Below are 14,725 nucleotides of genomic sequence, written 5' to 3'. Positions count from 1 at the left end.
CGGCCGGTCCAACGGCGATCGCTCCCCTCAGCGATGTGCGCCGGCGCGGTGCACGAAGAGCATCTGCACCACGATGCCCACCACTTCGGCGCTGAGCACCGCGATCGCCGCGCCCACCGCGCCGTGCTGGGGGACCAGCAGGAACAGGAGTGAGCAGCCGGTCAGCGCTGCAGAGCCGGTGACGAACACGGTGCGATTGGCGAGCCCGCGCGCGACCAGACACAAACCGTAGCCGCGGGAGACGCACACAGCGAGCACCACGGCGCCCATCACCAGGGTCAGTGGGAGCTGGGCGTCGATCGTCCCGGTGTAGAAGATGCTCATCGCGGGGCCGAGCGCCGCGATGAAGACACCCGCCGCGATCACCCCGAGCCCGAGGTTGATCGCGAGCACACGCGTGACCCGCTGATCGCGCAGGACCTTGTCCTCGACGCCTATGTAGCTCTGGAGGCGGCTGGGCACGCCCGCGAGGACCGTGAGTCCCATCCGCATGATGCGGTCGGTGCCGGCGAACAGCGCGGCAGCGCCAGGCATGAGGACCCCGGTGATCGTGACCGGCAGCGAGGTGTATGCCACCGAGACCGCACGGCCGATGGTGAGCGGGCCCTGCTGCGCGATCACCCGAAATCCCTCCCGCACCTCCTGCCCACGCGGCACCAGCGAGGCGCGGGAGAGCAAAGAGAGTAGCGCGAGCGGGATCACGGAGCTCAGGATCGTGGAGGCGCCGTAGACCAGCAGCGGGGCGCCCGCCAGCAGCGACCCGGCCACGGCCAGGTTCAGGAGGATCTTCGGCAGCGTGTCCGAGTACAGGATCCACAGCGGCCGGTTCAGCCCTATGAGGTACCACGCAGGGTTCAGCGCCGTGAGCGAAGCGCCGAGCGCTGTGAGCGCTGCCGCCAGATGATGGATCTCCACCGTGTACCAGGCCACGAGCACCGCGATCGGGGCGCCGAGCACGAGGGCCAGGGTCTTGGTCGCGAGTGAGGAGCGCACGAGCGGCAGGTGCAGCTCCGGCCGTTCGCGGGCGATGCGTTGGGGTCCGAGCACCCCCCAGCCCAGTTCGCAGATCGCGCTGACAGTCATTCCCACGGAGAGTCCGATCGCGACAGCGGCAAAACCGTCCGCTCCGAACTGCGAGGTGATCGACGGATAGACCAGCAGCGGGGTGACGGCGCCGAGCCCTGGGATCACCAGGAACAGCAGCAGTGACCATGAGTTCCGCAGCAGGTCCCGGGGGGTCCTCACGAAGGCGTCCCGATCTCTGCAGCGAGAGTGTCGAGGACCTCTGTGAGCTCACCGCCGAGCGCGGGCAGGAGGTCGCGCGGATCATCGGCGGCCGCGGAACCGGCGACGGCGTCACGCGCTGCGGCGAGGATCGCCTCGGCCAGTGCCACCGGGTCGGGGGCGACGGCGTGCAGCGCGGGGTGGAGCCCGTCGCGCGCGGTGCCGAGCTCGTTGGTCACGGCGTGCGCCCCGCTCAGCACCGCGTCGAGCGGGGGATGCGAGGGATGAGGGCTCATCTGCAGGGACAGCACCACATCGCTGCGGGACAGCTGGGCGAAGTACTCGTCCCACGCGAGCTTGCCGAGCACGCGCATCGAGGAGAGCCGGCCCTGCACGGGGATGGGATGCTCGTCCCCAGCGGAGGAGACGATGAACGCGATCCCCTCGTCCGCCGCGCGTGCGGAGGCGAGCTCGAGTGCCGCGAGCCCGATCTGGAAGAGATTGCGCGGCTTGTTCGGACGGGCGTAGAAGAGGACCTCGACGGTGCGTCCGGCGCGGGTGCGCGTCTCCCGCTCGGCGCGGCCCTGCGCGAGGCGCACGAGGTCCAGCTGAGGTCGGAACACTCGCTTCTGCGGGACGAAGATCCCGTCGGCTGTGGAGAGATGGCGCTGGACCGGCACGGAGTTGACCAGGAGCTCGAAACCGGCGTGGTAGGTGGCCTGAGCGATCGCGGACTCACTCGACCAGGCGGTGAAGCCGGGCTCGTAGTCCTGGACCAGGTAGAGCACACGCTGCGGCGCGAGCACGCCCAGGCGGCAGGCGACATCGAGGGGATGCGCGGTGGTCCAGTGGGTCGCGATCCAGAGGTCCTCGGAGCTCACCCGGCGGCTGATCGCCCACTCGACGGGCTCGATCGACAGCTCCACGCCCGCGGCCTCCGGCAGCTCGGCCCGCAGCCACGAGATCAGGCGCTGCGCGGACTCCCCGCGCGGCGCCCCGCGCAGCACGAGCACGCTCAGCGGAAGGCCCAGTCGTCGAGCCAGGCCCGAGGCGACCTCGAGCGCGGTGCGGATACCGGCGAAGATCGCACCCTCGCTCAGCTCGGGCAGCACGATGCGCACTGCGGCTGAGGCGGCAGCGGTGGGCTCGAGGGAGGCGAAGCAGAGCGAGTGCGGAAGCAACGCGTGGTACGCCTCCGCACCTGGAGCCTCCACCGCCTGGGCGAAGCGGGCACGGATGCGCTCGTCCCGCGCGTGGCGGGTGCGCTGGATCAGCCGTTCGATCCGATGCAGGGCAGAGGTCACAGGGCACCTCCGTTCGTGACGGCCGCCGTACAGGCGGCGGTGAACTTCTTGAGGTTCGAGGAGACGGTGTAGGAGGCCAGGGCGTGCTCTCGCGCGGCGTCCCCGAGATGCTGGCGCAGCCGCGGATCGGCGAGCTCGCTCAGGGCGCGTTCGAGGGCGTCTACCGAGGAGTCGGGGATGGTCCGTCCCGTCCCGGCCAGCCCCCATGGGAGCGGGGGAAGCTCGGTCGCGACCACCGCTCGGCCCGCGAGCATCGCGTCCATGAGCTTCGCCGGCAGCTGGCCGCGCGCCATCGGTATATCACGGCTGGGGATCACCACGATGTCCACGCTCCGCACGAGCTTCTGACCCTCGGCGAACGTGGTGGTCCCCGTCCAGTCCTCCCACGGGGCGGCGTCCTCCGGGGGATCGTCGGTGACAGCGAGCGTGAAGCCCTGGGGGGCGAGGCGGGCCACCGCCTCGCGCAGCTCAGGGACGCCCTTGTGCGGCTTGTTCGAGCCGATGAACCCGATCACGGGCTCGGAGCTCGTATGTGCGGCCCCGGGGCCGGTGTCGTCCCGGACATGCGGCATGATCGTTCCCCCGTAGATCGATTCGAGCCACGGGTTGCTCACGAGAGCCGGGGTGCGCTTGGACAGGCGGCGCAACCGCGCGTACTCCGCAGCGCGTCGCGGGTGCAGCGCGGCCTTGGCCAGCATTTTCGCGGGCTGACCGAGCGAGAGTCGGTATTCGAGGTCCGGGTCGTCGATGTCCACCATCAGCGGGATGCCCAGCTGTACGGAGAGCGTCTCGGCGACGCCAAGGGAACTCGGCAGCGGCTTGCACGCGATGAGCAGATCGGGCGCGCGGCGGGTGAGCTCCTCGGCAAGTCGCGCGGGCGTCGAGGCGCGGCAGGCCGCGGCGAAGTCCGTGCCTGTCAGGGGTGCCCAGACCTCGCCGCCCTCCACAGAGACGACCTCGACCTCCCAGCCCGCAGCGGTGGCGAGGCGCCAGACGCAGTAGGTGCGGCCCAGAGAGTTCGAGTTGAGCGATTCAGTCAGGAGCAGCACGCTGGAGATCATGTGGCGTCCTCGAGATTCGGTCGGCCCGGCGTACAGAGGCCTCGTCGAGGGCGACGGACGAGCGCCAGGATGCCGAGGGGCGGTCGACGATGTTCTCGTCAGCCGGATCCTAACCGACGCCTCGACTCTCGAGACACCTGTCCTAGAGGCGGTGCGACGTCTGTTCTGGGTGTGGCGCACTCGCCGGTGAACTGTGCCCGTCACCGAGATGGCCCGAGTGTTCATATTTCACTCTGCTTGTCAATAGGCTATGATGCCCAAATGTCTGGAATGTCGCGATGGCAGCTGTTCAGTACATATTCTCACCTGCATGAACCTATTGTGAACTACGGTGGTTGATCGACTGGTTTCTCGCCTATGCTCAGCTCAGATCTCCACGCGTGCCCGCCCACCGGACAGCGTCAGTCCGTCCCTGCCCGAGGAGTGCCCTTGTCGCTGCGCATCGCGATCGCTCACGACTACCTGACCCAGCGCGGAGGCGCCGAGCGTGTCGTCCTCTCCCTGAGTCGAGCGTTCCCCGACGCCGAGATCCATACGCTCTTCTACGAGCCGGAGCAGACATACCCCGAGTTCCGAGCCCTGACCATCCGTACCAGCGCCCTGAACGCCATCGGCATGCTGCGGCGGGACCCGCGCCTCGCGCTGCCGATCCTTGCGCCCGCCGCCTCGCGGATGCGGATCGACGCGGACGTGGTCATCGCGAGCTCCTCCGGGTGGGCCCACGCCTTCCCGAGCGCAGGGTATAGAGTCATCTACTGCCACTCACCCGCACGCTGGCTCTACCTGGCGGAGGACTACCTGCACGGCACCCGTGCGTTCGACCCGCGCAGGATCGCGCTCCGGGCGCTTGGCCCGCTGCTGCGGCGCTGGGACCGCCGCGCTGCGCTGCAGGCGCACCGCTACCACGCGAACTCCTCGGTCGTGCGGGAGAGGATCCGCACGGTCTACGGCATCGATGCGCCCACGATCTTCCCGCCCTTCAGCGCGGCCACAGCCGAGGGGGAGCAGCGCCCGATCCCCGAGCTCGCCGGATGGGCGGGGGATAGCGGCGCCGAGGGCGGCCACCATCTGGTCGTCTCTCGGCTCCAACCGTACAAGCACGTCGACGTCGTGATCGAGGCTTTCCGGCAGATGCCGGAGCGCCGCCTCCTGGTCGTGGGTCGCGGCCCCGAGGGCGCCCGGCTGCGGGCGCTGGCCCCCGCGAACGTGCGACTGGTCGAGGGGATCGACGACGCGCAGATGCGATGGGCCTACGGCAATGCTGCCGCACTCGTCGCGGCCAGCCACGAGGACTTCGGACTCACTCCCCTCGAAGCCGGGGCGCACGGAGTCCCCACGCTTGCGCTGCGGCGCGGCGGCTACCTCGACTCTGTCACGGAAGGGGTCAACGGCCTCTTCTTCGAACGGCCAGCAGCGGAGGATGTCCGCGGCGCCGTCGAGCGCTCCGCGCGGCAGGTCTGGGACCGCCAGCAAGTGCGCGAACACGCCCTTCAGTTCGCCGAGGATATATTCATCGAGCGGATCCGGCGCAGCGTCGCGGAGGTGTCCGGCTCCCGGTCCCTCCTCGTGCCGGATGACGACGACCCCGCACCACGCCAAGCGCGATGAGGGGGACTGCGGCCATGGCCGAAACGGGTGAAACCCTCGATGCTCCACCCCCTTCTCAGCACGTAGCGGGTGCAGGGCCGCGGTACCAGCGCCGCGTCGTCTCCTCCATCATCGGGATGATCCTCCTGGACCTCGTCGCGCTGACGGCTGCGGGGGCCGCGGCGTACTTCGGGCGACAGTGGCTCCTGTCCTCCTCGTGGGGGCTCAGCGAGGACGTCGGCAATTCGGCCGTGGTCATGGGGGCCGGATGCGTGCTCGCGATCGCGATGTTCGGCGGCTACGACGTACGTCGCCTCTCCTCCGGGCCCGAGATGTTCCGCAACGTGCTCCACGGCTCGGCCGCGGCGGCAAGCCTCATCGGCGCGGTCAACTACCTGCTGAAGTTCGACCTCTCTCGGGGCTACTTCCTGATCTTCTTCATCCTCGGGCCCTGCCTGCTGCTGCTGCTGCGTCTGCTCGAGCGCCGGATGCTGAACCTCGCGCGGTCCCGTGGCCGTCTGCGCCGCCGGGTCATCGCCGTGGGCCTGCCCGCCTATGTCGACGGCGTAGCGCGCACCTTCGCGCGCGAGAGGTGGCTCGGCTATGACATCGTCGGCTCGATCACGCCCACGGGCAGCGACGGCACATCCACGCTCGGCATCCCGGTGCTCGGCGCCGAGAACGATCTCCTCGACGTAGTCGACCGGGAGCGCCCCAGCGTGCTGCTGTTCGCCACCGGCTCTACCGCGAGCACCGAGGAGTTCCGCCGCGTGGCCTGGATGCTTGAGGAGAAGGAGGTACGGGTCATCGTGGTGCCCGCACTGGCCGAGATCGCCGCGAGCCGGGTGCGGATGCGACCGATCGCGGGCCTCCCGCTGGTGCACGTGGACCTGCCCCGGGCGCGCCAGGCACTGAAATGGACCAAGCGCACCTTCGACGTCATCGCGAGCACCGCTCTGCTCCTGATCCTCTCCCCACTGCTCCTGGGTATCGCCCTCGTGGTCAAAGCCGCTGACGGCGGGCCGATCATCTTCCGCCAGGACCGCGTGGGCCGGGACGGCGAGAAGTTCGAGTTCCTGAAGTTCCGCTCGATGGTCCCCGACGCCGAGGCCGTCCTGAAGGCCCTCTACGAGCAGAGCAAGCAGGACCGCGGCAACTCGGTCATGTTCAAGATGCGTGACGACCCGCGCATCACCCGCCCCGGGAAGGTGATGCGCCGCTTCTCCCTCGACGAGCTTCCGCAGCTGTGGAACGTGCTGCGCGGGGACATGAGCCTGGTGGGCCCGCGCCCCGCGCTGCCGCGGGAGGTGGACGGGTACTCCGAGGATGCGCACCGGCGATACAGCGTGCGCCCGGGCATCACGGGCCTGTGGCAGGTCTCCGGGCGCAGCGACCTCTCCTGGGAGGACACGGTGCGGCTGGACCTGTATTACGTGGACAACTGGTCCTTCGCCCAGGACATGATCATCCTCTTCCGTACGGTGCGAGCCGTCTTCTCCTCGTCCGGCGCGTACTGACCATGGTGCGGCGCCACGTGCCCCTGCCCCGGGGTGCCCGGGGCGCGCTGCTGGCCATGCTCGCGGTCCTGGCCGCAGCAGGCTTCCTGCTGCTGACCTCGGAGCACGGAGAGACCATCAGCACGGTCAACCGATTCCTGTGGTGGTCCCTCTTCGGCAGGAACCCGATGCAGCACGTCATCACGCCCGACGGTTTCGGGTTCCTGGCGAACATCATGCTGTTCGCCGCGCCGTTCCTGCTCCTGGCCATCTTCCGACCCCGGTGGTGGTGGGTGCCGGTGGGGGTGGCGCTGAGCGCAGTCGCGGAGCTGCACCAGTTCTCGATCGCGACTCGCCACCCCGACCTGCACGATGTCGTCGCGAACTCGCTCGGTGCGCTCATCGGCGTCGCCGCAGGCATCGCGGTGCGATGGGGATGGACCATGCTGGTGCGCAGTAGCCCGTTCCTCGTGCAGGCCGGTGTCACCGCGCATCCCTCGGCGCCCCTTGTGACGCCCCCTACGGCCGATGACGTCCACCAACCCGCCGCACCAAGCCCGTTCCCCCTCCGGGAACGGCATCCTGGGATGCGCCGCGCAGCGCCCCCGCCGCTCACGGATGGACCGATCAGGAGAACCACACATGCAGGCCCTTGAAGGACAGATCCAGCACTACCTGTGGGGTAGCCAGAGCGCGATCCCGGAGTTCCTGGGTCGCACCCCCGACGGATCGCCGTGGGCGGAAGCCTGGTACGGCGCGCACCCGGTCGCTCCTTCGCTGCTGGCCGACGGCCGCCGGCTCGACGACGTGATCACGGCGGACCCCGCCACTATGCTCGGCGAGGGGGTGCTGCGCGCCTTCAGCGATCGACTCCCCTACCTCCTGAAGGTCATCGCGCCGGCGAAGCCCCTCTCCCTCCAGGTCCACCCCAAACGGGAGCACGCTGCGGAGTCGTTTGCGGCGGAGGAGGCTGCTGGGCTTGCCATCGACTCGCCGCTGCGCAGCTATCGCGACGACAACCACAAGCCCGAGATGGTCATCGCACTGACGCGGTTCACTGCGGTGTGCGGATTCAGGACCCCGCGCCGAGCGGCGACCCTGCTCGAGGGCCTCGGCGCCGACCTCACCGACCGGCTCCATGCCCTGCTGGCGCGGAATCCGACGGCGCATGGCATGCGTGCGGCGTTCCGTGCACTCGTGGCGACCTCGATGAGGCCTTCTGCGGAGAAAGTTGCAGAAGTAGTTGCCGCGTGTGCCGCGCGTCTCGAGCGTGGGGAGTCGCCCTCTCCGCGCATCGACCGGACGATCGCGAGGATGGCCGAGCACTTCCCCGGGGACCCAGGCGTGGTGGCGGTGCTCCTGCTCAACCCGGTCACACTCCAGCCCGGCGAGGCGATGTACGTGCCCGCCGGCGCGCTGCACGCCTATATTGATGGGGTCGGACTCGAGATCATGGCCGCGAGCGACAACGTCCTGCGGGCAGGATTGACCCCGAAACGTGTGGACGCCGAGGAGATGCTCCAATGTGTCGATGTGGTTGCTGCTCCCCCCGTGCGCATCGCGCCGGAACGGTTGACATCTTCGACAGTCGCCTACTTCGCGCCCGTCGATGATTTCGAGCTCATGGAGACCGTGCTTCCGGCTGAGAGTGCCGAGGGATTGGTGAGCATCCCTGGGGCGGGGCCACGCATCGTCCTCGCACTCGAAGGAGAGGTCACGTTGTTCACCGCTGAGACCGAGGTCCTTCTCCGCCGAGGGGAGGCGGTCTTCGTCTCCGCCGCTGAGGGCGCGTTGAGCGCGCGCGGTGAGGGCCGCTTCGTTCAGGCGTGCGTCCCGTGAGGGGCAGCAGGGGACAAGACCATGTCGTGGCGCTGCAGATCGGCGAGATCGAAATCGACCTGGTGTTCGACGCCGAGCACGAGCAGCTCGCCGGTGAGGTGACCCATCTCTGGCGGCATACCCGACGAGAAGGGGCGACCCACAGCGAGGGGGCGATCCACGGTGAGGGGATGAGCGACGGTGAGGGGGCGACGTCAGCGGGACGAGGCGAAGGCCGAACACTGCGACGTCACTACGCTGTCGCCGGCGATGGTGGGGCATCGGGGAGCGCCTCGGCCGAACCCCCCGTGGCAGTGGCCCCTGGGGCGAACGCGGCCTATGCGGTGTCGTGTGACATCACCAGCGCTATCATCCGAGAGCTCGCCGGGGCCCGAATGCTCCTGCATGCAGGAGCGGTGAACCTTCCGGGTATCGGCACTGTCGTCCTTGTCGGTCCCTCTGGTGCCGGGAAGTCGACAGCCACCACGGTGCTCGCCCGGCAGGGGGCGTATCTGACCGATGAATTGACGATCATGGACTCCGGAGATTTCCGAGTCACCGCTTTTCCGAAGCCGATCTCCCGTGTCGAGGTGATGGCGTCGGGAACGCTGCGGAAGATCGATCAGGGCCTCCCTGCCCTGGGGATCAGCCCTGAGGCTGTCGCTCCCGCGCCGTCTGTGGTCTTGGTGCTGGATCGGGTGCGCAATGGCTCGGCGCCGCGCGACGAGGTGTCCCTGTCGCGGCTGCCTCTGCGGGAGTCGCTCCCGCTTATCGTGGGGCAGTCCTCGTCCCAATGGAAGCTCGAGCGCCCCTTGTCGAGCCTGGCTGAGCTCCTTGAGGGCTGTGGGGGTGCACTGGCGGCGCGGTACGTCGAGGCCGACCTGCTACACGCTGCGCTCGCGGGCGGCGTTCCTGACCCGCTGCGCGAGACATGGCACTCACTGGAGTTCGAGGAGCCCACGCAGCGGGCATCCCCGCGCGAGGTATCTCTCGCGCGCTTCTCGGAGGCGCTGGCGCTCGACTCGGAGATCCTGGTTCTGCGTCCAGGCGGGCTCGTGATCCTCGAGGGCGTGGCAGCGCTGGTGTGGGACCTCCTCCGGGAAGAGGGGGCGATGACGCACGAGAGTCTGTGGCGGCGGATGGTCTCAGAACTCGGAGAGGACGCACAGTCGCGAGTTATCCTGGCGCAGGCCCTCGACGGGCTCGCGAGGCTGCGCCTGGCCCGGTAGGGGTTCGTGCTCGACCACGCCCACGCGACTGGATGAAAGAACGATGCACCGCAGCCCGTGAGGGCTGCGGTGCATCGTTCGATGACGCCTAGGGGGTCACCGAGATATCGGTGTCAGAGGATACCGGCTCCGACGGGGACGGAGATGGTGCCCGATGCCGAGTAAGAAGCACCGCTGGCAAAGGCGAGGGTGTAGGTAACCGGGTAGCTGGCCAGCAGCGAGACGGACACGATCGAGGTGGAGGTTCCGGCGAGTCCGAACTCCACGGGGATGACCAGGTTGCCGTTGCTGTCGACGTCCACGGTGATCACACGGCTGAACGTCGTCGTCGGAGCGCCGTACGGGACGTTGAGCAACCCGGTGCGGCGGTATTCGAAAGTTCGCTCTGCCTCGGTGCTGTTGACGCCGTCGAAAGAGGCGACGCCGAAACCGCGAACTGTTCCGGTGGGGATGTTGATGCCGCCGGGTCGTCCCACTGCGATGGTGATCGTCGCGGTCTCGCCGGAGATCGCGCCCGAGCCGTTGCTGAGCGTCAGCTCGGTCGGCACGGTGACCAGGGCTTGAGCGGTGAGGAGCCCCCCGCCGCCATCGAGGAGGCGAAGAGACAGAAGGTCGGTCTCGGTGTCCGTCTGCGCCAGCGAGGCGTTGTTGACGGATGCTGCCACCAGCGGTGCGGTGATGGCCATGGCGATCACCGGGGCGGACCATGCGGCGCCCTTGAGGGCGGCGCGGCGGGCGGGGCGTGCTGACTCGATCGAGCTCAGCTCAGGATCATTCACGTGTACTCCTTGGTCAGGGGCTGCTTGGCAGGACAACGCCACATAGCTTCGCGTGCTCGCGGCCCACGCATCGAGAGCGTGGTCGCCTAAAGGTCGAAACTTGGCGCATTCAGGTCGCTATGGCCCGATGTCTCCGTGCCGGGGTCGCTTTTCAGTGCTCGACGCAACGTACGGGCGCTGCTGAACCCGGAAAGTCGTGCGATCGCATCCATGGAGAGCAACTGGGCATCCGTGCTCTGAAGCAGCTCTTGGGCGTTCGCTAGCCGCAGGCGCCGCAGATGAGTGGAGGGCGTTTGTCCAGTGGGCGCGAAGAGCCTTTGGAGATGCCGCACCGACATCGACAGCTCGTTCGCAGCGAGATCGACGCTGAACTCTGGGTCCGCGCTCCGAGCGGACATGTGGAGCCGTGCACGGGCAAGGCCCGAGAACCTGCTCGAGGAGACGGCGGAGTGGCCGGTGGAGGCGATGAGGGAAGCGAACACCATATCAAGGATGAGTCGCTCCGTGAGGTAGAGCGACAGCGCGGAAGCCCCCTGCGAGCTTTGAACCAGAGCGAACAGGAAACTGCGCACCGAGACCAGCAATGACTCGGAGGAGAGGGTCGCAGGGAGGCTCTCCAGGTCAGCTCCCATCTCCTCCAAGAAGCTCCCGTGAGCCCAGACCGAGACCACGAGGGCGGGCTCGACCCATTCGAAAGACTCTCCGGTGTGTGCCAGGACCCGCGCGTCACCAGGTTGCGTCGATCCGCCGTCGTCGGCGACAGCGATACCTCTGATCGGAAGCAGCAGCGCGAGGTGCCCACCGGCGTCACTGGGAGCCCACTTCCAGATGCTGCCCGGTGATGCTTCGTCCAGAGCGATCATGATGCTGCGGCATCGGTGCCGCCCCCGGGGAAGCGAACGGCCATGAAGACCGGGGCGATCTGGCGGGTCCAGGGACAGCGGGGTGGCCAAGACGGGTGTCCTCCAGACGTGATCGCCGACGACGAGAGATCCGGGCGCGAACGCGCAGAACCATTGCTCCGAACGCGACGCCTGCCGGATGCCGTTGCACGCGCCCGTTGTGTTGCGCCTCGCGACTGGTCACCCTATACGTCGGCGGTGGCAGGGCGTGTGAATCGGAGTGGCACCGCTGCTGACGTGTCCTGGAGTGAGGTCCTGGAGTGAGGTCCTGGAGTGAGGTCCTGGAGTGAGCGACTGGAGTGAACCCCGAAAGATGGACAGCTTGCCGAAGAAGACTGATCTCTGTCGCGCGCAAGCTGCGCACTGAGGGCTGAGCAGCCTGGTCGGCCCTCCGTATGCTGCGCCAGCCGGCCCTTCACCTCGAAGCGCGCACCTGTCGGGCTGGACGCGCCCGGCCCGTCCGCCGCCCTCACGCCAGATCCCGCGGGATCCTCCGCTCCCAGTTCCGCGAGTACACGCGCGGATCGCCCCGCTCGGAGTCCAGCTCGAACGCGTCCAGCTGGGCGTCGATGATGAACTCGTCCCGGGTGGAGGTGAGAATGGTGCGGGTACTGATCATCGCGCCCCAGTCCTCCCGCTCGACGCGGCGCAGCGTGCGGGTCTCGCCCCGCACCGAGGTCACGTCGTTCCAGCGGAAGCTGCGCGTCCAGGGCGTGGTGGACGTTCCCGCAGTGCGCAACATGCAGGACCGTGACCGGCTGCTGTGGAGTCCCGAGCATCCCCACCTGATCGACGTCTCCCTCGAGGTGCTCGTGGACGGCGAGATGCACGACACCGCGGCGAGCTACCTGGGCCTGCGCACCACCGGCATCGACCGTGGGCACTTCCTGCTCAACGGCGAGCCGTACTTCGTGCGCTCCGTGCTCGAGCAGGGCTACTGGCCCACCTCCCACCTCACCGCACCCACCCTCAAGGCGTACCGGGCCGAGGTCGAGCTGATCAAGGAGCTCGGCTTCACCGCCGCCCGGATACACCAGAAGGTCGAGGATCCGCGCTTCCTGTTCTGGGCCGACCGGCTCGGCCTGCTGATCTGGGGTGAGACCGCGAACGCCTACGCGTACAGCCCGCGCGCCGCCGCCGCGCTGACCTCCGAGCGGACCGAGATCGTCGAGCAGTGCCGGCCGCATCCGAGCGTGGTGACCTGGGTGCCGATGAACGAGCCCTGGGGCGTGCGGGACCTCGCCGACTCCGCCCCGCAGAAAGACCTCACCATCGCGCTGACCGCCCTGACCCGGGCGCTGGACCCCACCCGGCCCGTCATCTCCAACGACGGCTATGAGCTCACCGGCGGGGACATCATCGCCCTGCACGACTACACCACCGACGCCCAGGCGCTCGCCGCCCACTACGCCGACGAGGACGCCACCGAGCGCACGATCACCGGCCGCGGCCCGCAGCGCCGCCGCCCCATCGACGACGCCGCCCAGCCCGTCACCGAGGACGCCCCGGTGATGGTCACCGAGTTCGGCGGCATCGCCGACGCCGCCGAGGGCACCTGGGGCTACGTCACCGTCTCCACCCCGGAGGAGTTCGAGGAGAAGATGGGCGGTCTCTTCGCCGCGCTGAACGCCTCACCGGTGCTGGCCGGGCACTGCTACACCCAGCTCACCGACACCCTTCAGGAGGCCAACGGCCTGGCCACCGCGGACCGTCGGCCGAAGCTCGACGCGGCGGAGCTCCGCGCCCTGATCACCGGGAGGAGCGAGAGCTGAACGTACTGCCGCTGGCGCGCAGATCCATGATCAGCGCCGGATCCCCCGCCCAGGAGTGGTAGACGTTGCGCTCGAACGCGCCGTCACGGATCAGCGGCGTGCCGGCGCCGTAGTCGCCCTCGCTCAGCGCGACGCGACGGCTGACCACCGGGTGCCAGCGCCGAGGCCCGCCCCTCGGCGTCCACGCAGCGCTCATGCCGGGCCATCGAGTCTCACTGCGATCGAGAGCGAACGGAGCGCACGCTCTGCCGTTTCGGCTCAGGAACCTGCCGCCCGGAACCGCTCCACGTACCGCCCGAAGTCCCACGCCTCGTGCGCCTCGTCCCCATCCAGGAACTTCGTCGCCGCCGTGCGGCCCTCGCGGTACAGCAGCTCCCGCTCGTCCTCGGAGAGGTCGAACTGGGTGGGGCGCACCGCGGCGGTGTCGATGAAGATGGTGCGGGCTACGGCGTGCGAGGCGTCGATGTGCATCCGGTCGTAGAACCCGGTGGCGGTGTCCACCACCGCCTTGCCGAAGGAGAGAGGCCCGCGGATGTCGTTGCGCACCCCGAAGTTCGTCTCCGGCTTGGCGGAGAGCTTGATGCCGAAGGTGGGCCAGCGAGGCTCCTCACCCTCCGGCCGGTCGAATACCGAGACCGGGAAGTTCGAGAGCATCCCGCCGTCGACCAGCACGGAGGTCTTCCCGTGCGCGTTCCTCCATCGCGCGGGGCGGAAGAACAGCGGGATCGAGGCAGAGGCCCGCACCGCCTCCACCACCCGCAGCTGCTCCGGCGCGGTGCCGAAGGCGCCGGCGTCCGTCGGCAGATAGCGCAGGCGGCCCGCGCTGAGATCCGAGGCGGTGACCACCAGGCGGAAGGCCTGCGGGCCGCTCAGCTGCTGGGCGGGGTCCGGGTCGCGGTAGCGCAGATCCGCGAAAGTGCCGCTCCAGTCCGGGCACGCGTGCTCGGCAAGCTGCTGCTCGAGCCAGACCGCGAGCGCGTCCCCGCGATGCACACCCAGGTGCGAGAGGATCGCCAGGCCCTTGCCCAGCATCGTCCGGGTCCACCACGGCCCGTCCTCGAACTCCCGGTAGTCCGTGGCGCGCAGGATCTCCACCATCTCTCGCGCGGAGATCCCCGAGGCGGCCAGTGCCCCCGCGATCGCGCCGGCGGAGGAGCCCGCCACCCGGTTCACCCGGTAGCCGTGCTCCTCGAGCACCTCGAGCGCGCCGGCCAGGGCGATGCCCTTGACCCCGCCGCCCTCCATCACCAGATCCACGCGCCGGGAGGTCTCGGAGGAAGGGCTGGGTGGGGGAGTCGCCATCGCCTCAGCGTAGGGGAGCAGTGCGACAGAGCGCCCGTCGCCCTCCCGTCGGCTGTCGTGCCTGGCCCGGCGCCTACCTTTCCTCGGCGTGAGGACCGGTGCAGCGCCGCGCATCGGTCCTCACGCCGCGAAAGTTCGCCCGGCCCCGCGCCCGCGCCCGCGCCGGCGCCCGGGAGCCCGTCGGTCTCGCTCGCGCCGCCGCCCGCCGCCACCCCGCCCGCACGACGAAGCCCGTCCCGGCGCGGTGCCGG

At 69.2% G+C, this 14,725-nt stretch carries 14 protein-coding genes; 6 read left to right on the top strand and 8 right to left on the bottom strand.

The window, feature by feature from the left end; all coding sequences use genetic code 11:
• Window positions 1–27: 27 nt before the first annotated feature.
• The 3 genes from BN4251_RS14930 to BN4251_RS14920 are packed head-to-tail and all read right to left on the bottom strand — an operon-like array spanning window position 28 to window position 3,589.
• A complete protein-coding gene (locus BN4251_RS14930; protein WP_087485823.1) occupies window positions 28–1,245 on the bottom strand; it encodes a lipopolysaccharide biosynthesis protein in 1,218 nt (405 codons plus the stop codon).
• A complete protein-coding gene (locus BN4251_RS14925) occupies window positions 1,242–2,528 on the bottom strand; it encodes a rhamnosyltransferase WsaF family glycosyltransferase (protein ID WP_087485822.1) in 1,287 nt (428 codons plus the stop codon). Before BN4251_RS14925 ends, BN4251_RS14930 begins: the two co-directional genes overlap by 4 nt.
• The gene (locus BN4251_RS14920) at window positions 2,525–3,589 is read right to left on the bottom strand and encodes a glycosyltransferase family 4 protein (RefSeq protein WP_170931986.1); all 1,065 of its coding nucleotides are present in this window, start codon (window positions 3,587–3,589) and stop codon (window positions 2,525–2,527) included. Before BN4251_RS14920 ends, BN4251_RS14925 begins: the two co-directional genes overlap by 4 nt.
• 429 nt (window positions 3,590–4,018) lie before the next feature.
• Between BN4251_RS14920 and BN4251_RS14915 the strand changes: the two genes are divergently transcribed.
• From BN4251_RS14915 to BN4251_RS14895, 5 genes are all read left to right on the top strand, one after another.
• Window positions 4,019–5,197: a glycosyltransferase gene (locus tag BN4251_RS14915; RefSeq protein WP_245810375.1), complete on the top strand. Its 1,179-nt coding sequence runs from the start codon at window positions 4,019–4,021 to the stop codon at window positions 5,195–5,197.
• 116 nt (window positions 5,198–5,313) lie between these two features.
• Entirely contained in the window at window positions 5,314–6,693 is a 1,380-nt protein-coding gene (locus BN4251_RS14910) for a sugar transferase (RefSeq protein WP_087485819.1), read from the top strand.
• Window positions 6,694–6,710: 17 nt separating this feature from the next.
• Entirely contained in the window at window positions 6,711–7,328 is a 618-nt protein-coding gene (locus BN4251_RS14905) for a VanZ family protein (protein ID WP_170931984.1), read from the top strand.
• Window positions 7,315–8,511, top strand: coding sequence for a mannose-6-phosphate isomerase, class I (manA, locus tag BN4251_RS14900; protein WP_087485817.1), 1,197 nt, complete (start codon window positions 7,315–7,317; stop codon window positions 8,509–8,511). Before BN4251_RS14905 ends, manA begins: the two co-directional genes overlap by 14 nt.
• Window positions 8,512–8,537: 26 nt before the next feature.
• Window positions 8,538–9,719, top strand: coding sequence for a phosphoenolpyruvate carboxykinase (ATP) (locus BN4251_RS14895; protein WP_087485816.1), 1,182 nt, complete (start codon window positions 8,538–8,540; stop codon window positions 9,717–9,719).
• Between the two features lie 113 nt (window positions 9,720–9,832).
• Here BN4251_RS14895 and BN4251_RS14890 read toward each other — a convergent pair whose 3' ends face one another.
• The 3 genes from BN4251_RS14890 to BN4251_RS18360 form a co-directional block, all read right to left on the bottom strand.
• Complete coding sequence (locus BN4251_RS14890; RefSeq protein WP_087485815.1) at window positions 9,833–10,498, bottom strand: hypothetical protein; 666 nt, start codon at window positions 10,496–10,498, stop codon at window positions 9,833–9,835.
• 86 nt (window positions 10,499–10,584) lie between these two features.
• On the bottom strand, window positions 10,585–11,361 hold the full coding sequence (locus BN4251_RS14885) for a helix-turn-helix domain-containing protein (protein ID WP_087485814.1): 777 nt from the start codon (window positions 11,359–11,361) through the stop codon (window positions 10,585–10,587).
• 508 nt (window positions 11,362–11,869) lie between these two features.
• Entirely contained in the window at window positions 11,870–12,019 is a 150-nt protein-coding gene (locus tag BN4251_RS18360) for a hypothetical protein (RefSeq protein WP_170931983.1), read from the bottom strand.
• Here BN4251_RS18360 and BN4251_RS14875 point away from each other — a divergent pair.
• Entirely contained in the window at window positions 12,000–13,172 is a 1,173-nt protein-coding gene (locus BN4251_RS14875) for a glycoside hydrolase family 2 TIM barrel-domain containing protein (RefSeq protein WP_170931982.1), read from the top strand. The two genes, BN4251_RS18360 and BN4251_RS14875, sit on opposite strands and share 20 nt — an antisense overlap.
• Here the strand turns inward: BN4251_RS14875 and BN4251_RS18075 are convergent.
• Both BN4251_RS18075 and BN4251_RS14870 read right to left on the bottom strand, forming a co-directional pair.
• A complete protein-coding gene (locus BN4251_RS18075; protein WP_140398454.1) occupies window positions 13,150–13,368 on the bottom strand; it encodes a hypothetical protein in 219 nt (72 codons plus the stop codon). The genes BN4251_RS14875 and BN4251_RS18075 overlap by 23 nt on opposite strands.
• 62 nt (window positions 13,369–13,430) lie before the next feature.
• Entirely contained in the window at window positions 13,431–14,474 is a 1,044-nt protein-coding gene (locus BN4251_RS14870; RefSeq protein WP_087485812.1) for a patatin-like phospholipase family protein, read from the bottom strand.
• Window positions 14,475–14,725: the final 251 nt, after the last annotated feature.

The organism is Brachybacterium massiliense (assembly GCF_900184245.1).
GTDB lineage: Bacteria > Actinomycetota > Actinomycetes > Actinomycetales > Dermabacteraceae > Brachybacterium > Brachybacterium massiliense.
The sequence above is the reverse complement of the archived record's forward strand: the minus strand, read 5'-3'. Positions and strand labels throughout refer to the sequence as shown.